10 protein-coding genes and 2 pseudogenes are annotated in these 20,217 nt (G+C 46.6%); 8 read left to right on the top strand and 4 right to left on the bottom strand.

Annotated features, from left to right (window positions below; translation table 11 throughout):
* Window positions 1–6: 6 nt before the first annotated feature.
* On the top strand, window positions 7–2,004 hold the full coding sequence (locus tag AC3WS9_RS02225; protein WP_492486457.1) for a heparinase II/III domain-containing protein: 1,998 nt from the start codon (window positions 7–9) through the stop codon (window positions 2,002–2,004).
* 301 nt (window positions 2,005–2,305) lie between these two features.
* On the opposite strand, the gene AC3WS9_RS02220 is transcribed toward AC3WS9_RS02225, so the two are convergent.
* On the bottom strand, window positions 2,306–2,806 hold the full coding sequence (locus tag AC3WS9_RS02220) for a hypothetical protein (protein ID WP_492486455.1): 501 nt from the start codon (window positions 2,804–2,806) through the stop codon (window positions 2,306–2,308).
* Between the two features lie 1,276 nt (window positions 2,807–4,082).
* Here AC3WS9_RS02220 and AC3WS9_RS02215 point away from each other — a divergent pair.
* Window positions 4,083–4,601: a hypothetical protein gene (locus AC3WS9_RS02215; RefSeq protein WP_492486453.1), complete on the top strand. Its 519-nt coding sequence runs from the start codon at window positions 4,083–4,085 to the stop codon at window positions 4,599–4,601.
* A 461-nt stretch (window positions 4,602–5,062) separates the two neighbouring features.
* Here AC3WS9_RS02215 and AC3WS9_RS02210 read toward each other — a convergent pair whose 3' ends face one another.
* Window positions 5,063–5,272: a hypothetical protein gene (locus tag AC3WS9_RS02210; protein ID WP_492486451.1), complete on the bottom strand. Its 210-nt coding sequence runs from the start codon at window positions 5,270–5,272 to the stop codon at window positions 5,063–5,065.
* Between the two features lie 404 nt (window positions 5,273–5,676).
* Window positions 5,677–6,096, bottom strand: coding sequence for a hypothetical protein (locus tag AC3WS9_RS02205; RefSeq protein ID WP_492486449.1), 420 nt, complete (start codon window positions 6,094–6,096; stop codon window positions 5,677–5,679).
* 269 nt (window positions 6,097–6,365) lie between these two features.
* Here AC3WS9_RS02205 and AC3WS9_RS02200 point away from each other — a divergent pair.
* From AC3WS9_RS02200 to AC3WS9_RS02185, 4 genes and pseudogenes are all read left to right on the top strand, one after another.
* Window positions 6,366–7,401 (top strand): annotated as a pseudogene (locus AC3WS9_RS02200) (transposase).
* A gap of 1,270 nt (window positions 7,402–8,671) precedes the next feature.
* Window positions 8,672–16,549, top strand: a complete 7,878-nt coding sequence (locus AC3WS9_RS02195) for an inverse autotransporter beta domain-containing protein (protein ID WP_492486447.1) — start codon at window positions 8,672–8,674, stop codon at window positions 16,547–16,549.
* Between the two features lie 124 nt (window positions 16,550–16,673).
* Window positions 16,674–17,072 carry a helix-turn-helix transcriptional regulator gene (locus AC3WS9_RS02190; protein WP_492486445.1) on the top strand — a complete coding sequence of 133 codons (399 nt, stop codon included), beginning with the start codon at window positions 16,674–16,676 and terminating at the stop codon, window positions 17,070–17,072.
* 442 nt (window positions 17,073–17,514) lie between these two features.
* Window positions 17,515–17,760, top strand: coding sequence for a hypothetical protein (locus AC3WS9_RS02185; protein WP_492486443.1), 246 nt, complete (start codon window positions 17,515–17,517; stop codon window positions 17,758–17,760).
* Window positions 17,761–17,846: 86 nt separating this feature from the next.
* Here AC3WS9_RS02185 and AC3WS9_RS02180 read toward each other — a convergent pair whose 3' ends face one another.
* The gene (locus tag AC3WS9_RS02180; protein ID WP_492486441.1) at window positions 17,847–18,722 is read right to left on the bottom strand and encodes a helix-turn-helix domain-containing protein; all 876 of its coding nucleotides are present in this window, start codon (window positions 18,720–18,722) and stop codon (window positions 17,847–17,849) included.
* Window positions 18,723–19,268: 546 nt separating this feature from the next.
* Here AC3WS9_RS02180 and AC3WS9_RS02175 point away from each other — a divergent pair.
* Window positions 19,269–19,697: a membrane-associated Zn-dependent protease 1 gene (locus tag AC3WS9_RS02175; RefSeq protein WP_492486439.1), complete on the top strand. Its 429-nt coding sequence runs from the start codon at window positions 19,269–19,271 to the stop codon at window positions 19,695–19,697.
* 91 nt (window positions 19,698–19,788) lie between these two features.
* A pseudogene (locus AC3WS9_RS02170) lies at window positions 19,789–20,094 on the top strand (GNAT family N-acetyltransferase); the annotation flags it as partial.
* Window positions 20,095–20,217 lie beyond the last annotated feature (123 nt).

The raw sequence follows: 20,217 nt of genomic DNA, 5'->3' as shown, positions 1-20,217 counted from the left end.
AGCATCATGAAACAGTTCAGTCCGTCCGATATCCAGCGCCTGAGGCAGGCCTGCCTCGACGATCCACGCATCCTTAACAAAATACGCAAAGACAATGAGGTCGTGCTTAACCACCCCGTTCTGGTCCCCGAAACAGGATGTGCCAGCTGGGAGCTCTTCTACTACTGCCCGAAACATGGCGTCCCGCTTATGTGGGACCGGCTCTCACCGGAAGCCTACCACTGCCCGGTCGATAACGAAGTTCTGACGGGGGAACCGTACCGGGGAGCCTGGTGGCGAAAACTCAACGACCTGAACGCCCGGGCCTGTTATGAACTGGGTATCGCCTGGATGCTGACCGGGGAGGAGGTCTATTTCACGATAGTACGGGATATCCTCATGGCGTACGCGCGCTACTACCCCGGCTATGCCGAGCACGGCGGGATCCCCTATAACGGCCCCGGGAAAATGAATGCCCAGACGCTCTGTGAAGCCCTGTGTCTGTCCGGGTTTGTGAAGGGCTACGATCTCATCTATGACGCACTGGCCCCGGCAGAGCGGACCACCATCGAGCGTGATTTACTCCGGGCCTGCGCCGAATTTCTCATCAGTAAGCGCTGGAATCAGCTGCATAACCATGAAGTGCGGATCAACAGTGCGCTGGCCATGACCGGCGCGGTGCTGGATGACCCCCGCTACCTGCAGACCGGCGTCAATGCCGTCTGGGGTCTGCACGACCAGCTCAGGTGTGGGGTCCTCAAAGGCGGCCTGTGGTTTGAAGGGTCCCTGCACTATCACCATTATGCCCTGCAGGGCTTCTTCGAATTTGAGCGCATGGTCCGCTATGCCCACCAGGACTACAGCCTGATGAGCCAGCCGTACTACAGGAAAATGCTCGACCTGCCCATTAAGCTGCTGATGCCGGACGACACCGAGCCCGCATTCAATGACTGCATCCCGATGAAAGATACGGTGACCTATCCTGACCTTTACGAGTTTGCCTACGCCTGCTACGGGGAAGACAACTATGCGCGCATGCTCTCCATCATCTATGACAAGGAGCCCCGGACCAGCCTGGGTGCCTTCCTGTACGGCGATCCGCGGCTGCGCATCACGGAGCCGGTCCGGGAGACGGGCAATTATCACGACCCGGATAACGGCATCACCATTTTCCGCAATCCCCATCAGGGCCGGGCTGTGGTCGTCAAGCACACCCCCTACGGGGGCGAGCACGATCACTACGATAAGCCCGGGCTCATTATTTACGACCAGAACGTGGCCATTCTTCCTGACATGGGCACCACCGGATACGGGGCACCGATGCACTACAGCTACTACAAAAACACGCTCACCCATAACGTCCTGTGCGCAGAAGAGTCCAACCAGCCGCCCGCCAGTCCACAGACACTGAGCTTTACAGAGACGGAAAAGTACGCCGAGGTGACGGTCGAGGTAGACTGGCGTGAGCCCCCGGCCGAGGTACCCTGCCTGACCCGCGTGGAGTGGAACACCTACGCCTACCGGGACATCGTTTATCGCCGGAAGGTGATTGTGTATGAACACATGGTGGTGGATATCACCCGCGTGACCAACCCCCACCGCCGTCAGCTGGATAACATTCTGCACATTGACGGCGAACGGCTGATAACCACCGGAAGCTACCGGCCCCTGCGTGATTATGACGAAAGCGATCCCCTGTTTTATTTCAGTGAGTGCTTCGTCAGCCCGATGGGCCGGACAGTCACGGTGCCGTTCCGCACCCTGATGGGGAAAAAAATCCAGATCCATTGCGCCTGCAGTGACCCGAAGGCAGAGCTCCACCAGTTGCTGGGTCCGGCAAACCCGCCCCTGACGTCACTGAGCTACCTGAAAACCCGCTCACGGGCACCGACATTCATCAGCGTGCACGTGATCGACCTGCACGCGGAAGAGGACCTGATGCGTAACGTGGTTATCTCGCTGCGGCAAAACACCGTTACTATCACCTCGGATTTACAGCGGGAGATCATCACCCACCCTATCTGATGCCTTAAATCAGCTACTGTGCCTGACGATACGCTATCTTCCATGGTCAGGCCGTTCGAACACGGAGCAGGAGAACCAGCTTTAGGGCTGGTTTTTTGATTACCAGGGCCGGAGAGAAAAGGGAAATCGCATCAGCCAGCTATCCGTGCCCTGGCATTTAAAATAGATAAGGAGCTTTTACCACTGCTGGAGGCCATTACTAACATAACGGTGTATTAATCAACGTGGAACAGGTCATGTCCGCTGCGTGCCAGGAGCGGACATTGCTAAGCCCGCACTGTATTAATTGTAGATGTTCGGGTCACGTGTTCTCGTTTTGGAAAAAACGCAAAAACTGAATAGTCTGCTGATTCATGGTTTCAATGGACGCCAGATGTTCAGGTTTTTTCCACTTAATACCGATAATGTGCAGCAAATCCCGGTAAAAAATGCTGAATTTCCCCCAGGGGTAAAGGATCGCTAGCTCGTTATCCATTTGTTCCAACCATGTGTGGCAATGGCTATTTAATTGAATGGTGTACGTTAGTACGTCGTTATATTGCTTCTCGAGTTCTGGTTTTAGTGCGCGTAGTTTTTCATGCTCTTGCTCAACGAGCACTTCTTGGTCCTGAAAAGCGCGGGCTTTGGTCCAAGCCCCTTTTGCTGCGAAATAGATAATCGGCGCCGCAACTATCCCCCCAGTACCAGCATACCGCCGCTCATTCCAGCTCCGCCCGCGGCGAGCGCACCACCACCGAACCAGGCTAGTGTCGCATTGGTTGCGGCGACACCAGACAACGTGCCGATAAAGGGCATGCTGCATTTCCTTTTATGACAAATAGTCACTGAGAGTAATTATGACTCTCGGCAGATCTGACTGTGCACAGGTCTGTGTCTGTCACCCAAATGATTTTCCTCTGCCGTCATCATTTTCAGAATGATAATAAGCAGCCATATAACCACTCTGTTAAATTACCGGATGCCCGCTTCCGGATGATCCGACTTTCCTGCATATGAAGACTTTCCGGAAGTCAAACACGACGAGGGAATAAGAAAAGCGGCCATTCCCCGGGCGCGGACAGCGCCGTCGCCCCGCGTCGGATATGCCGCCAGATCCCCGTCACGCCTGGAGTATAGGGTGCAACTCTGGTTCATTTCACAAAAATTTTCGGGATCAGGAAAGCAGATCCGGAACTTACAGAAAGCGGAAATAGGCGTAAGGATGTTTCTGATGGATCCGATTTTTCGGACCACTTCATTTTTGCGAAAGTTCCTTAGTCGAAAAATAGGAAAAACTGAATCGCAATGAGTTTATCAGACACCTCAAAGTCATTTAAGATGGCTTAAGGTGCTCATAAGCAGTAAGCGTGGGCATGGCTCGAGTGATCATATGCCACTGGCTTAGTATGAAAACCTGTATTATCAGAGACTCTGAAGTGTATAAATACTCCGTTCTGATTGAAGTTGACCCGCAGCGGAAAGCTGATTTACCTTTCGCTGGTACTCAAGTGGATCGGGAACTAACCTGTTGCTCATGAGATTTTCATCTTCAATCTGCCGGATATACTGCAAGTCATAAGGTGGGAATACAACCGTATCTATTGAGCCATGTATTGAAAATTGCATCGGGAATGCCTGTTCAGACAGATGTTCGGCACGAACGTACTCAGGGAAAAGATAGTATGCTCTTAGTTAATTCGTGACTTTTTATAGGTGCAGCGCATTTTCTGAGGACACATTATCATGGTTAATTCTTTTTTAGAATAAACCAGAATTGAATTAGTGCCATGATGAAAAGATTATTAATATCATAATATATTAATCAATGAGATGTTGGATAATTAATCATTCTGCTAACTGAGTTGTATTTGGTTTTTTTAATGGAATATGCGAAATAATTATGTGATGAATACTGTGTATTGCTACCTGGTGTTTTAATAAACATCTGGTTAACGTGTGCGAGTGTTAACCAGAAAAAATTATGTTAGATAAATGTTGTATTTTATAAATTATGGTCATTTAATTATTCTTGAAATGTTTTGCGTTGCTTATTCATGTTGTATGTATTTAAAATTGAAACTTAATTTCATGGAGGGTTTATGGCAACAATAATCACTGATAATTATTATCTAAAATTAGGAATACTGAATATCTTGGATTCTTTTACATTTAATACAGATGATATGTTTTTTATAGATATAACAAACAATATGAAGGGTGTTAAATATAATATCAATGACAAATATATTTTTATGTGCAACTCAAAAATGAAAAATTTTACGATGGCTCTCACGAAAAGATTGAATAGAACTATTCTCGTTATTAATGAACCAATTTTAAATTCTTTGAAAACAATCATTGACATCAGGCGGGGGGGGGGAGTATCTCAACGAAAAAATCTATCGAGGAAAGAATTTCTTTCAAACACTGAGATGTATTTTTTTTACTGTTTTTTGTCCGGGCTTAGTGTTAAGGGGTCATCAGTGGTATCTGGAGTGTCATGCAAATCAATTTATGCAACCAGAAGAAGGATATGTAATAAACTTGGGATTGAGCGCTCACTTGATTTATACGTTTTGCCACAGCAGTTAACAAATATAATGAATCTAATAATATAAAAAGGCCTGTACGATTACACGATAAACATCATTTATTCTAAATGTATTTAGTAATTGATGAGACTGAACGTACATTCATTCAGTCATTCTCACAAAGTAATTAACATTAATTTATATCCATGATTAATTATAATTTTCAGATGTTCATTTGACCAGGTTCCCTAATGTATAGAGAGTATTGGTGATAAATGTTTTCTAAAGTTGGTATTAGAAAAAAAATCTATAATTCAATTGAATATTAATTTGTTTTGCTTGGTGGAGCAAGCGATAAGTAATTATTGAATTGGTACGCCTTTTTTCAAAGGCGAACATATGGATTTAATCGGAGGCGTTTTATTAACTTCAGCCTAGAGAGTTTTATGCTACGGGTGTTTTATTTAAATAATATACCGGTTCTTTAAATAGCTTAACATGTTCAAATGATAAGTTTAAGCGTCTTGACATTTCGCTATGCGAAAAATTCAGTCTCGAATGTTTTCTATCGCATCTTGAATACTATCAGCTAAAGAAAATAAATTATCGGAAAACAATGATAAAATCCTTTCCAAATCTTTAACTTTAACTTCTGGTGTTGATGATAATGGAGTTTTTATTATATCAAGAGCCATCTGAACAGCAAGAATCCTTTGTCGTTGAGTTTGGGTAGGTTTATCGAAATACTTATCTAGCATAATTAGTCCTTGTATTGTTAGTTATGTCGTATTTTCTTTATTTAAGAATGGAGTCATTAAGGTTGATTCTTATAAAGAATTAATGTGTTTTATAATAAATTAATATTTAAGAGGTTATCACTATTATGGGGTTAAATATTGATAACCTTAAGGAGGTGTATTGTTATAAATGAATAATACCTAGCTTCAAGGATGTGTTCCAATATCCCCAATGTTGATACATGTATTTTCATCAAAGCAATAGCAAGTATCTACAGGAACACCTGTTGCCGTGCATACTGTTTCTGTCGAAGACGCTAGTGCGATGGTTGAAAATCCTGAAATGATTAAAAAACAAACAATTGGTAACTTCATAATAATGCCCTATGTTTTTAGATAATTAGTGTTAATAATTTAAAGTGCAACTAACTAATTATTGAAATATTATCCACATCCAAATAATAATCTGAATGCTCGTTGTAATTTGCTGAAACTCTAAAATTGAAAGGACCTATCCATTCTGAGATTGGCATGACATCATATGATTTTGTAAACCAATCAAGTGAAGTATTAGTATTGACTTCCACCTCCCAATAAGCAACGGTAAAGTCATTATTATAAATCCCCATTTTTCCGGTAACTAATCCGCGAGTAGAGATCATTATGGTGGTTTTTTTATTAACTTCAAATGAAAAAGTTTGCATAATTGCTGTAGTGGGTGAAATACGAGAAAAATTATTTGTTACAGATACCTCCTCACCTTCTGTTTTAATGTATCCACCAGTTGTGCTGTTGATCCATGGTGTGTTTCCATTTTCGAACCCACCGTTATTGATATGGTCCATAGACTTTCCTAATTTAGTTTTCCGAGTGGTAAAAATAATTGATAGTGATGTTTTTTACAATTTCAACCCTTCACAAAAACCAAATTCAGCAAAATGTAACAATTAATCAACTTTGATGATTCGTTTTATGAATATTGATGAGTATCTCACATAGGGTCTGAAGTTTTACTTTATTGTGTTACTTGGTCCATGTGAAAATATCCCGCGTAACCGCATCATTCATTTTTAAGTTATTCCGACATACTGATTATTTTTTCTCGGAGATCAACATGCATAAAGTTCGATTTACCGGAAGCCAGATAATCGCCGTTCTGAAGCCCGTTAAAGCCGCGCGTACTGTCAAGGATGTCTGTAGTGAAGCGGGAGTATCTGAGGATTTTTCCTACAACTAGGAAGAGAAAATTGGCGGGAGGGAAGCTTCTGAAAGCAAAAGATGAAAGAGCTATGAGACTAAAATCGTAGTATAAATCAAATATGATCCGATCTGAGTCTGAAAAATTGCGCGCTAAAAGAATGCATCGAAATAAAGCTTTCATACTAGCGATAAGGCGTGAACTCATCAGCTATCTGAGCCAGACATACAGGATGTTATAGCTGAGCAGGACGGTTTATTTCTACCAACTTGATATCTGGGGCGATGAACCGATGATTCTTGGGCTGACTGAGTTTGCCGAGTTTTATCCTCTATACAGATTAAAGTAAATGTTCCAGATGATAAGCAGGTAGGCGGAAAACTCGAACCATAAGCGAGCTATTCTGATTTATAGTCTGCTGAGACTACATTTTCCTTGTAAGGGAAACAACGTCTGCCGCTGCGCAACCCGACTCCAGTAGCGACGCCTGATACGCTTAACCAGAACTCGCCTATCGATTTTACGCATGATTTTATGGCGACAGAAACCGACCTTAATATACCGCTAAACGTGTCCTCCGTGTACTGGACTGGATTGTGGCAAACTGCGGCACGGATGGATCAATGGCCAGTACTGAGCTCACAGGCGCTGGCACAGACGGACGATGAACATAGTTTATTTCGGGAATTTATCAAGACAAGTAGGCAAACACAGAATACCTTTATCGAGCGTTTTAATCATACATATCGTACAGAAATCTTAAATTTTAGCTATTCAGCACGCTTAATGAACCCTTAGATTTAGCTTACGGAAAACAAAACAACGCTTTGATGAATCCCTAAATAACCTGACGCTAGAAGATTACCGAAGGATTACTGCAAATCATAATTTCAGAATGTGTGTAGGATTTCATTCCGAAAAATTAGAACACCATGAGATTATACTGATGTAATGTTGCGGCTAATTAGCTGTATCAAATTTAGCACTGCCGACTCCACATATAATATAGCCTGAGGTCGCTGTTCTGTTCCCATTTGTCGAAATAATAAATGTACTAGAGACAATAATGTTCATACGATGGGAGAGGAGCAACTGTTGTTGAGACAGCTGTCTTAGGTACAGGCTTGCTTAGAGAATGATACTGATGCTGTATATGACTACTGGGAACTATTGGTGTTTGTCGGCTGATATAATAATAACCACGAAAGACTGAAAAATAATAATGTTGTCTGTTTTTTTGTATTTCTCAATTAAGAAATTAAATCATACTTTATGGATCTGCAGATTTAATACTTCTCAACTTTTTTTCAGTTATAATCAGCCTTGCTAAATTGAATTTTTATCCCAACAACTCGATGTCGATCATTATCATATGACGCCATGATTTCATAATATTTGATTGCGTTATCAACGTAAACATCACAATATGTGTTACATGAATAGTATGTCAATGAAAAAAATATCGATAATAACAATGCCATTTTCTTCTGTTGCTCCATTTATTATTTGATTCACTAAGTTAATATCCCCCACTCAAATAAATTTATCTTTCTTTTCTTTAATCACTATATTTATTGTCCTGTATGTATAACTTGAAAATTTCTTGCGCATCGATATATGCATTGTTTTTCCTACTTTTAGTAGGATTAAATATGCACTTCACCATATATTGTTTTTCTTATTGCTTCAACCTTGATTAGTACCCCCTTATGCTGCAATGACCAAAATCCTCAATACTTAACAGTTAATTAACATTTGGTTGTAATCCATTTTTATCACTTAGGAGATGTTTCTTTTGATCCCCAATTTGAAATTCATCCATCGCTGATATTTACGGAATAACTCGCCAAGATATAACTGATTGATTAAAAGGGCTTTTTTATACAAATAAATCTTGTTTTTTCTACTTAAATAATTGTCAGGTATGGCTTAATTTATTGTTTTAAATCGAAAAAATGTATTTATATATGTCACAAACATACGATTGTTATTAATTTGTTGTATTTTGATGTTTTTGGTCTTTGTTGTGTGCAAGATCAATTTGTTTGTTTGATATAAGACAATCTAAATATAAAATTTTACTTTCTTCTCATGCGTGATTCTCATTTTGAATCCACGTAATCCGTACAATAGAAACCGAGCATTCCAATATGAAATGTAATTTTTTTACTAGCTCCGGCCTTAAAAAAATATCATTGCTAAATATAGTTATACAACTAAATATGTCGCTATCTGCGCTTGCAATTCCTGTTTATGCAATTGCTAGCGATCAGCGCGTTACCGGGGAGTATGTTCTCGGGAAAGGTGAGACGGCTCAGACAGTTGCAGCTAAACACAGCATTACCGTTGATGAGTTAAAAACTCTAAACCAACTTAGAACCTTTTCTAGTGGGTTTGAAAACATCACAGAAGGTTCTGTGATTGATGTTCCTATGAGCAAGTCAAGTACAAACAATCAAAAACAAATATCTGAGGAGCAGAATAAGACTGTAGCAGCTGCTTGGGCAACAAAAGCTGGAAGCTTTTTCCAAAGTAATCCTGATGGCGATGATGTGGCAAATCTCGGAAGAGGCTTAGCGACAGATCAAGCTAGTCAGGAGATACAGAACTGGCTCGGAAAAAAAGGGACGGCAAAAGTTAATCTGTCCACTGATGAAAATTTTTCTCTTAAAGGCTCTAGCCTTGATGTTCTTTATCCACTTAGTGAAGATTCAAACTCAATTTTTTTCACGCAGGTCGGTATTCGTGACGCAGATGATCGTACTCAGGCTAACTTAGGATTTGGATATCGTCATTATGTTGACGGTTATATGCTAGGTGGCAGCCTTTTTTATGATCATGATTTAAGCAGAGATCATAACCGTTTAGGTATCGGGGCCGAGTATTGGCGTGATTATCTTAAATTAGGAGCTAATGCGTATGTAGGACTCTCCGGCTGGAAGGATTCTCCTGACCTTGAAGACTACGAAGAGCGTGCCGCGGATGGATGGGATATCCGTGCAGAAGGTTATATCCCTGCATATCCGCAGTTAGGGGGGAAACTTTCATTTGAGCAGTATTATGGTGACAAAGTAGCTCTCTTTGGAAACAGTGAAGATGATCTGCAAAAAGATCCGTATGCAATTACAGCTGGTGTTATTTACACGCCAGTTCCGCTTGTCTCAGTTAATATGGATTATAAGTCTGGAAAAGATGGTCAGAATGAGACTCAACTTGCAGCTAACTTAAATTACAGTTTCGGTGTCCCATTCCGTGAGCAAATTAACTCATCTGCAGTTGCAACCCAGAAAACACTTTTAGGTAGCAGATATGACCTTGTTGATCGTAATAATAATATCATTCTTGAGTACAGAAAAAAGGAAGTCATCAGACTGAAAACAATTCCTCTGGTCACTGGAAAGGGAGGCGAGCAGAAATCCTTGGGGGTATCAGTGACAGCAAATCACGGTCTGGATAGGATTCAGTGGACTGCAGATACACTATTTGCAAGAGGCGGAAAAATTATACATGACGGCGGAGAGAAATACTCAGTGAGTTTGCCAAAATATAATGATTCTGGTGAAAACTCATATGTTATTTCAGGTGTTGCGTATGACAAAAAAGGGAACGCCTCTTCTCCGTCTGAAACCCAAGTGTCTGTACTACAGTCTCAGATCAGTAAGGGTAAAAGTCAATTCACTCCTTCCCAGACATACCTCCCAGCAGACGCTAATTCTGTACAAACGCTGACATTAAGTATTCGTGATGAACAGGGTCTTCCGATTTCTTTAGACATTGGAAAACTGGCCTTAAATATTGAGCATGGAACTTTAACCAAAAATTCAAAACGTACTAAAGATACCAGACAAGAGGCTGTTGTTTCTGCATTTAAAAATATATCTCCTGGTAATTATGAAGTCAGTGTGACATCCGGCACCATAGAGGAAAATATTACATTGATACCGGTTGCGGATGGCATAACGCTTGCTCCCGCTAAGGTTACTGTCGGCGGTCTTCCGGTTATCAGTGGAGTGACTATTACTGGCAAACTTGAGTTAGGGGCAGCATTGTCCGGCCAGTATAAGTTCGAGGCGGGTAACGGTGAGCCGACGGACCGCTCCCTGTACCTGTGGGGGCATCAGGACGCAACCGCGGGCAGCGTGGCGGGCAGCGGTACGGCCGTGACGACAGGCGGCACCGTGCCGGCATATACCCTGGCGGCGGCAGATACCGGCGAGGTGATGGAGCTCTCCGTGCAGGCGAAGAACGGCGCGAGCGTGACCGGCAACACCGAGACGGTCACTTCAGCCCCGGGCGATGAGGGGAACGGCACGGACGGGGGGGACGGCGGCGGCCATGTCATCGACCCAGCCGCCGGCCCGCTTATCAGCAGCCTGGCGATCAGCGGCACCCTGGAAACGGGCAAGCCACTGAATGGGACCTACGCCTTTGATGCCAATGGTGGAGATTTGACGGACCGCTCCCTGTACCTGTGGGGGCATCAGGACGCAACCGCGGGCAGCGTGGCGGGCAGCGGTACGGCCGTGACGACAGGCGGCACCGTGCCGGCGTATACCCTGGCGGCGGCAGATACCGGCGAGGTGATGGAGCTCTCCGTGCAGGCGAAGAACGGCGCGAGCGTGACCGGCAACACCGAGACGGTCACTTCAGCCCCCGGCGATGAGGGGAACGGCACGGACGGAGGGGACGGCGGCGGCCATGTCATCGACCCAGCCGCCGGCCCGCTTATCAGCAGCCTGGCGATCAGCGGCACCCTGGAGGCCGGTCAGGATTTGAATGGGACCTACGCCTTCGATGCCAACAACGGTGAGCCGACGGACCGCTCCCTGTACCTGTGGGGGCATCAGGACGCAACCGCGGGCAGCGTGGCGGGCAGCGGTACGGCCGTGACGACAGGCGGCACCGTGCCGGCGTATACCCTGGCGGCGGCAGATGCCGGCGAGGTGATGGAGCTCTCCGTGCAGGCGAAGAACGGCGCGAGCGTGACCGGCAACACCGAGACGGTCACTTCAGCCCCGGGCGATGAGGGGAACGGCACGGACGGGGGAGACGGCGGCGGCCATGTCATCAACCCAGCCGCCGGCCCGCTTATCAGCAGCCTGGCGATCAGCGGCACCCTGGAAACGGGCAAGCCACTGAATGGGACCTACGCCTTCGATGCCAACAACGGTGAGCCGACGGACCGCTCCCTGTACCTGTGGGGGCATCAGGACGCAACCGCGGGCAGCGTGGCGGGCAGCGGTACGGCCGTGACGACAGGCGGCACCGTGCCGGCGTATACCCTGGCGGCGGCAGATGCCGGCGAGGTGATGGAGCTCTCCGTGCAGGCGAAGAACGGCGCGAGCGTGACCGGCAACACCGAGACGGTCACTTCAGCCCCGGGCGATGAGGGGAACGGCACGGACGGGGGGGACGGCGGCGGCCATGTCATCGACCCAGCCGCCGGCCCGCTTATCAGCAGCCTGGCGATCAGCGGCACCCTGGAGGCCGGTCAGGATTTGAATGGGACCTACGCCTTCGATGCCAACAACGGTGAGCCGACGGACCGCTCCCTGTACCTGTGGGGGCATCAGGACGCAACCGCGGGCAGCGTGGCGGGCAGCGGTACGGCCGTGACGACAGGCGGCACCGTGCCGGCGTATCGACTAAAAATCACAGATATCGGCGAGATGATGGAGCTCTCCGTGCAGGCGAAGAACGGCGCGAGCGTGACCGGCAACACCGAGACGGTCACTTCAGCCCCGGGCGATGAGGGGAACGGCACGGACGGGGGAGACGGCGGCGGCCATGTCATCAACCCAGCCGCCGGCCCGCTTATCAGCAGCCTGGCGATCAGCGGCACCCTGGAAACGGGCAAGCCACTGAATGGGACCTACGCCTTCGATGCCAACAACGGTGAGCCGACGGACCGCTCCCTGTACCTGTGGGGGCATCAGGACGCAACCGCGGGTAGCGTGGCGGGCAGCGGTACGGCCGTGACGACAGGCGGCACCGTGCCGGCGTATACCCTGGCGGCGGCAGATGCCGGCGAGGTGATGGAGCTCTCCGTGCAGGCGAAGAACGGCGCGAGCGTGACCGGCAACACCGAGACGGTCACTTCAGCCCCGGGCGATGAGGGGAACGGCACGGACGGGGGGGACGGCGGCGGCCATGTCATCGACCCAGCCGCCGGCCCGCTTATCAGCAGCCTGGCGATCAGCGGCACCCTGGAGGCCGGTCAGGATTTGAATGGGACCTACGCCTTCGATGCCAACAACGGTGAGCCGACGGACCGCTCCCTGTACCTGTGGGGGCATCAGGACGCAACCGCGGGCAGCGTGGCGGGCAGCGGTACGGCCGTGACGACAGGCGGCACCGTGCCGGCGTATCGACTAAAAATCACAGATATCGGCGAGATGATGGAGCTCTCCGTGCAGGCGAAGAACGGCGCGAGCGTGACCGGCAACACCGAGACGGTCACTTCAGCCCCGGGCGATGAGGGGAACGGCACGGACGGGGGAGACGGCGGCGGCCATGTCATCAACCCAGCCGCCGGCCCGCTTATCAGCAGCCTGGCGATCAGCGGCACCCTGGAAACGGGCAAGCCACTGAATGGGACCTACGCCTTCGATGCCAACAACGGTGAGCCGACGGACCGCTCCCTGTACCTGTGGGGGCATCAGGACGCAACCGCGGGCAGCGTGGCGGGCAGCGGTACGGCCGTGACGACAGGCGGCACCGTGCCGGCGTATACCCTGGCGGCGGCAGATGCCGGCGAGGTGATGGAGCTCTCCGTGCAGGCGAAGAACGGCGCGAGCGTGACCGGCAACACCGAGACGGTCACTTCAGCCCCGGGCGATGAGGGGAACGGCACGGACGGGGGAGACGGCGGCGGCCATGTCATCGACCCAGCCGCCGGCCCGCTTATCAGCAGCCTGGCGATCAGCGGCACCCTGGAGGCCGGTCAGGATTTGAATGGGACCTACGCCTTCGATGCCAACAACGGTGAGCCGACGGACCGCTCCCTGTACCTGTGGGGGCATCAGGACGCAACCGCGGGCAGCGTGGCGGGCAGCGGTACGGCCGTGACGACAGGCGGCACCGTGCCGGCGTATCGACTAAAAATCACAGATATCGGCGAGATGATGGAGCTCTCCGTGCAGGCGAAGAACGGCGCGAGCGTGACCGGCAACACCGAGACGGTCACTTCGGCCCCGGGCGATGAGGGGAACGGCACGGACGGGGGAGACGGCGGCGGCCATGTCATCAACCCAGCCGCCGGCCCGCTTATCAGCAGCCTGGCGATCAGCGGCACCCTGGAGGCCGGTCAGGATTTGAATGGGACCTACGCCTTCGATGCCAACAACGGTGAGCCGACGGACCGCTCCCTGTACCTGTGGGGGCATCAGGACGCAACCGCGGGCAGCGTGGCGGGCAGCGGTACGGCCGTGACGACAGGCGGCACCGTGCCGGCGTATACCCTGGCGGCGGCAGATGCCGGCGAGGTGATGGAGCTCTCCGTGCAGGCGAAGAACGGCGCGAGCGTGACCGGCAACACCGAGACGGTCACTTCGGCCCCGGGCGATGAGGGGAACGGCACGGACGGGGGGGACGGCGGCGGCCATGTCATCGACCCAGCCGCCGGCCCGCTTATCAGCAGCCTGGCGATCAGCGGCACCCTGGAGGCCGGTCAGGATTTGAATGGGACCTACGCCTTCGATGCCAACAACGGTGAGCCGACGGACCGCTCCCTGTACCTGTGGGGGCATCAGGACGCAACCGCGGGCAGCGTGGCGGGCAGCGGTACGGCCGTGACGACAGGCGGCACCGTGCCGGCGTATCGACTAAAAATCACAGATATCGGCGAGATGATGGAGCTCTCCGTGCAGGCGAAGAACGGCGCGAGCGTGACCGGCAACACCGAGACGGTCACTTCAGCCCCGGGCGATGAGGGGAACGGCACGGACGGGGGAGACGGCGGCGGCCATGTCATCAACCCAGCCGCCGGCCCGCTTATCAGCAGCCTGGCGATCAGCGGCACCCTGGAAACGGGCAAGCCACTGAATGGGACCTACGCCTTCGATGCCAACAACGGTGAGCCGACGGACCGCTCCCTGTACCTGTGGGGGCATCAGGACGCAACCGCGGGTAGCGTGGCGGGCAGCGGTACGGCCGTGACGACAGGCGGCACCGTGCCGGCGTATACCCTGGCGGCGGCAGATGCCGGCGAGGTGATGGAGCTCTCCGTGCAGGCGAAGAACGGCGCGAGCGTGACCGGCAACACCGAGACGGTCACTTCAGCCCCGGGCGATGAGGGGAACGGCACGGACGGGGGGGACGGCGGCGGCCATGTCATCGACCCAGCCGCCGGCCCGCTTATCAGCAGCCTGGCGATCAGCGGCACCCTGGAGGCCGGTCAGGATTTGAATGGGACCTACGCCTTCGATGCCAACAACGGTGAGCCGACGGACCGCTCCCTGTACCTGTGGGGGCATCAGGACGCAACCGCGGGCAGCGTGGCGGGCAGCGGTACGGCCGTGACGACAGGCGGCACCGTGCCGGCGTATACCCTGGCGGCGGCAGATGCCGGCGAGGTGATGGAGCTCTCCGTGCAGGCGAAGAACGGCGCGAGCGTGACCGGCAACACCGAGACGGTCACTTCAGCCCCGGGCGATGAGGGGAACGGCACGGACGGGGGGGACGGCGGCGGCCATGTCATCGACCCAGCCGCCGGCCCGCTTATCAGCAGCCTGGCGATCAGCGGCACCCTGGAGGCCGGTCAGGATTTGAATGGGACCTACACCTTCGATGCCAACAACGGTGATACGAGAGATAAATCATTATTCCAGTGGGGATATAAAGGAGAGACCGCCAGTCTTGTTCTGTCCTCAAACAATGTTGTCTCAACTTCTGGAATGGTGGATCCGCGCAGATTATCCAGTGGTGATGCTGGTGAGGTGATGGAGCTCTCCGTGCAGGCGAAGAACGGCGTTGGTAACATTGGTAATTTGGAAACCATAGACAGCAGTATGGTCACAGGCAATGAGACTGAAGGGGGATTACCTGGTGGCTTAGTTATTGACCCGAATGCTGCACCGAAGGTTGAAAACTTAAGCATGACAGGAACATTGACTGTGGGGCATGAGCTCCAGGGTAGTTATACCTTTAATCCAAACAAAGGTGATCCAACAGATCAGTCTCTGTTTGCGTGGGGATATAAAGACGAGACTAGTTCTGTTGTTGCCAGCGGCACAGTTATTACAGAGTCCGGAAAAGTCGAACCGTATACGGTCAAAGCACTTGATGCAGGGATGGTGATGGAGTTGTCAGTTCGCGCCAAGAACAGTCTAAATATGACAGGTAATACTTCAACAGTAGTTGCAGAGGAAGAAGTGCAACAGATTGAACTGGATGTATCGGTTGATAAAAACAAGGTTAAAAAAGGGGAAACAATCCGGTTAACAGTGCTAGCAACTAACGATAGTGGAGTACCAACTGAAGACTTACCAGTGGTGATCTCATTTGCGAGTGCAAAAAACAGACAAAATGTAAATGAATCAATTACAGCTAAAGTAAATGGTCAGGATACATTTGTTGGAAATACCAATTCATCGGGTGAAGTCATTGTAAATATCACGGATAACGACACTCGCGGCCTTGAAACGGAACTAACTGTGAAAGTTGGGGATGTTGTTAAATCAGAGAATGTTATTTTCACAGTGTTGACGAGTCCTGACTCTTCATTTGCAAATTACTGGGGACATATGGAGGAAACAGTAACTGCTGGAGGCATTACATTTACTCGTCCACTATTAGCAGAGGAAGCGACTAACGAGAGTGGTACTCGGACAGTGAATAATGAAACGTATGCTCGGTATGTATACAGTGCGGCTATGGCAATGTGTACTCTTGCTTCAGTTGAAGAACTGGAGGAATTAGGAGGACAGATTGCACCAGCTGACAAGACAGTAGGTTGGCCTGCTCCGACTGTTCCTAATTCGCAAGGATACAGGTCGTCGACTGTAGATGGAAACGGTGGTCATTTCAATGTTGATATGGATTCAGGTATCAGAGGAATTAATGTCGACACGAATGAATCATTTGTAGCCTGTAAGCAATAATATCTCCTGCCCCCTCTATATATCGGAGGGGGCAGTCTGATGGTTAATAGTTGCTGGCACCTGATTTTCTAATTCATTAAGAATTGAGTTTTCGCTCGATACATATATATCCATAGATAAGCAAATGAAAGATAAGCAATTTATTATTTCTTTAATACAATGGGTTGATAACAATCTGGAAAACAAAATAAACATGTCAGATATCTCTGAAAAATCAGGGTATAGCAGTTCTCATTTGCATCAAATTTTCAAACGGAATACAGGTTGTACCATTGTACAATATATAAGAATGAGAAGACTCTACAAAGCATCCTTGGATTTGAAGTATAATAAAGATACACTTATTTCAATATCGGAGAAATATTGCTTTAGTTACTATAGTCATTTTTGTAAGATTTTCTCTAATAATTTTGGTGTTTCACCAAGGCGATATCGGAATGCTGAGGATAATAAGGATCATGATCTTGCTTTTTATATGAAGATTAAACATCTCCCATTATATAATTCAATTATCCACAGTTGAAAAGCAAACATTACAATTGCTATTGTTAATGTTTCGGCTATAATTGGTGGCATATTAAAAAAATTATCTCTTCATACATTTGCCGCCGCTCATTTAGAGCGGTTTTTTTTATCAGTATAACTGATACTGTAATCCGATAATGGTTATATATATTGTGGATTATATTAAATTGGATATTTTCACCGTATGAACAACAGCATGACCTAACTAAAGAAACAATTAGTCGATCATGCTAAATCATTCATGGGCTTACATCTATACAATAGATGGCAGAAATGTTTAATGATAAGGAATTATAAATAAATGCGACGTTGCCTTTTATTTGTTTTTTTTTGAAAAAAAGATGTATGCTTAAAAAGCATATCAACCGATTCAATTTAAGTTCTTTTACTTAACTAAAAACTGAATTGAAACTATGAATATTTAGCGAGAAATAATAGCTATGAAAAGTACAGTATTAATTAAGTTAGTTTTTGCGACAGCAATGCTCTCATCTAGTGCCTATGCAACAGAGCAAGCTCAGGAACGGCAGGACGCGAGAGATGTTCGCCAAGATACTCGGGAAGATGGTCGTCAGGGCAAGCGTGAGTGTGTATTTTCTGATGAAAAAGACAACCAAGATTGTCGACAGGATAAACGACAAGGTAAACAGGATGGCCGTGATGAAGCGCGTGATATAAAATACTAATCCTTACCCCTCTGTAATTTCATGTTATAGAGGGGTATGTAAAAGATGAAAACCATAGGAAGTTAATTCAACTTATAATAACCGGGCTAGCTATTTTCCAATAAATCTATGATGCTAAAACCATCAAATATTATTGGGATTAAGAAATTATATTCAATAGTTGTGTCATTAATATATTTAAATATTTCTATATCAAAATCATCTCTCCTTACAAGGTTGAAGCCAAGGAACTTTTTAAAATAAATGGACATTACAAAATCATAGATCCCATCTTCGTCTCCATAGTATTGAAACTTAAGATAGTCTCCAGTTAATACAGGTAAGTTCTCATTGGTTTGTAGGAGTGATTTATCTTTGACGCCTATATGATAGTCGCAAACTATAGTGGCCTTATCAAAAGGCCTGAATTTTGTTAGCGTGAAAACCTCGACTCCATGTAATCTATTATCAATTATAAATTTTTTTCGTCTTTCCTTTCGATGTGCCCGATGAGGGTCTTTAATATTCTCTATCGGACAGTAATACTCACCAGTAAAACCATATAAAACTAGGTGATCAAAACTTACATATTCACACGTGACGCCATTCAACTCACTATAGATACTGTGCTTATTAAAATATTGACCTAGTGTAAGGGCCGTTTTTTTTCTGTATCGATCAGGTGAAAGCCTATACTTATAAGTAAAGGCTCTTGTAAATGACTGCTGTGAGTCAAATTGTAATTTTTGAGAAATTGCAGAGATGTTATTTGTAGTGAATTTTAGTTCAAATGCAGCTTTACATAACCTCCTGTTTCTAATATAAACAGCCATTGTATACCCAGTGCAAAGCTTAAATAATTTCTGTAAGTGCCATTTAGTATAGCCTGACTTGGCAGAAACAGATTCAGCTGATAAATCATTTTCTAGATTTTTTTCAATCCACTCCAGTAAGTGTAAAATATGTGTTTGTTCTCTGTTCATGCCGAATGTCACACTCTTAATTGTTTATCTACTAATATAGTTTAATTTACGCATATTGCAAGCGTAAATGTCTATGGAGGAAACATAAAAATAAGCGTTGATTCATTGCTAATTTTATATGTTATGTATAACAAGATTTATTATTAATCCATATTATCTGCGTAGATATTTTGTGCGCAGGAATACTATTAAATTGCTTAAGTTCTTTGGTTTTCGGTTGATAGATGTTTTGATATCATTTTGAGGAAAATATTAATGATATAAGTTGTGTACTATAAAAGTATATGAGTTAGATTATTATTACATTCCTTACATTATAACGCTTTAGAAAATAATTATCAATGGAGGGTAAGTCATTGAAATCTTGGGTTTGCCCGCACTTAGAAATAAAATTTTTATGTGCAATGACCATATTTGCTAAAGCGATACAGAAATTTAACAGTATGCGTTCAATAAAACATATATTTTTAATGTTCTGACCTTGCTGTTTATTTTTTTTCTAGCTAAAATTGTAACTAATGGATCGGATACCGTTTTGGAGTGGTTATGTTTAAGTATCTAATTTTCATTTTTTCGATTTTTTTTTCAAACTCTATTTTTTGTTCTCAGGCTGAAATGCATCTTCTTTTCCACATGGGGATAGGAGCTAATGGTAAGTTTGAAATAGGAGGTACTTTAGAAAATAAAGGCGTGTCTGATATCTATCGCGGATATATTAACTATGTGGTTATTGATGAGAGGTGCAAACCCCAACTATTAAATACATACTATTTTGGAATGGTTCAAGCAAACAGTAAGCTATCCTTCAAAATCCCTATAGAGGGTAAGCTAAAAGGCTATAGAATTCTTGATTTTGGCGGAATTGATAGTTATGGATTCCCGGTGAAAATTGTGGATGAAACTTCTGAAATTATTGAGAAACGAATACCTAAACAAAGAGAAAAGTGCGAAGAATTTACTAAAAAAAATAAATGATTTATTTTTCTGTGATAAATAAATCATTTATTGCTCAATTGCAAACAGATGACTTTATCTTCAGGTAAAGTCTCCATTAAACTGGTATTAAGTTGCAGGTTTTTATTCGCTGGCCATCAGGAACGTCATCTATACAGAAGCCACAGATTGCCTTCGGCGTAACATGACTGATCCGATCCCTGTGATTATTCTTGCACACCTTTCTTTCCGTAGAAAGGAACTGGGAGCTGACTTGCTACATGATGCCGTACTCCGGTGTTATAGAGCAGCCGAAAATATTGGGGTCCGTGCCATTATGGTCCATGCACTGACTGATGAAGCCAAACGCTTTTATGTCCATCACGGTTTTACTGAATCGCAGACCCAGGAGCGGACAATGTTTCTTAAGCTACCCTAATAAAAAACCAGTGGGATAGAGTGGAAGAATCGACAGTAATATGTTGATATATATTACTTTTATTATTGCATTTAACATAATATACATTATTATCCGCACTGGCTGTGTAGTGGCTAAATTGAG

This window comes from Lelliottia sp. EB106-05-01-XG201, from assembly GCF_058791735.1.
Note: the sequence above shows the minus strand (reverse complement) of the source record. Positions and strands in the feature narration are given on the sequence as shown.

Excerpts from the sequence above, each read along its gene's own strand:
- AC3WS9_RS02210 (WP_492486451.1), bottom strand. The coding sequence starts at position 5,272 with ATGCTAGATAAGTATTTCGATAAACCTACCCAAACTCAACGACAAAGG.
- AC3WS9_RS02190 (WP_492486445.1), top strand. The coding sequence starts at position 16,674 with ATGAAAGATAAGCAATTTATTATTTCTTTAATACAATGGGTTGATAAC.
- AC3WS9_RS02185 (WP_492486443.1), top strand. The coding sequence starts at position 17,515 with ATGAAAAGTACAGTATTAATTAAGTTAGTTTTTGCGACAGCAATGCTC.
- AC3WS9_RS02175 (WP_492486439.1), top strand. The coding sequence starts at position 19,269 with ATGTTTAAGTATCTAATTTTCATTTTTTCGATTTTTTTTTCAAACTCT.
- AC3WS9_RS02180 (WP_492486441.1), bottom strand. The coding sequence starts at position 18,722 with ATGAACAGAGAACAAACACATATTTTACACTTACTGGAGTGGATTGAA.
- AC3WS9_RS02225 (WP_492486457.1), top strand. The coding sequence starts at position 7 with ATGAAACAGTTCAGTCCGTCCGATATCCAGCGCCTGAGGCAGGCCTGC.
- AC3WS9_RS02205 (WP_492486449.1), bottom strand. The coding sequence starts at position 6,096 with ATGGACCATATCAATAACGGTGGGTTCGAAAATGGAAACACACCATGG.
- AC3WS9_RS02220 (WP_492486455.1), bottom strand. The coding sequence starts at position 2,806 with ATGCAGCATGCCCTTTATCGGCACGTTGTCTGGTGTCGCCGCAACCAA.
- AC3WS9_RS02195 (WP_492486447.1), top strand. The coding sequence starts at position 8,672 with ATGTCGCTATCTGCGCTTGCAATTCCTGTTTATGCAATTGCTAGCGAT.
- AC3WS9_RS02215 (WP_492486453.1), top strand. The coding sequence starts at position 4,083 with ATGGCAACAATAATCACTGATAATTATTATCTAAAATTAGGAATACTG.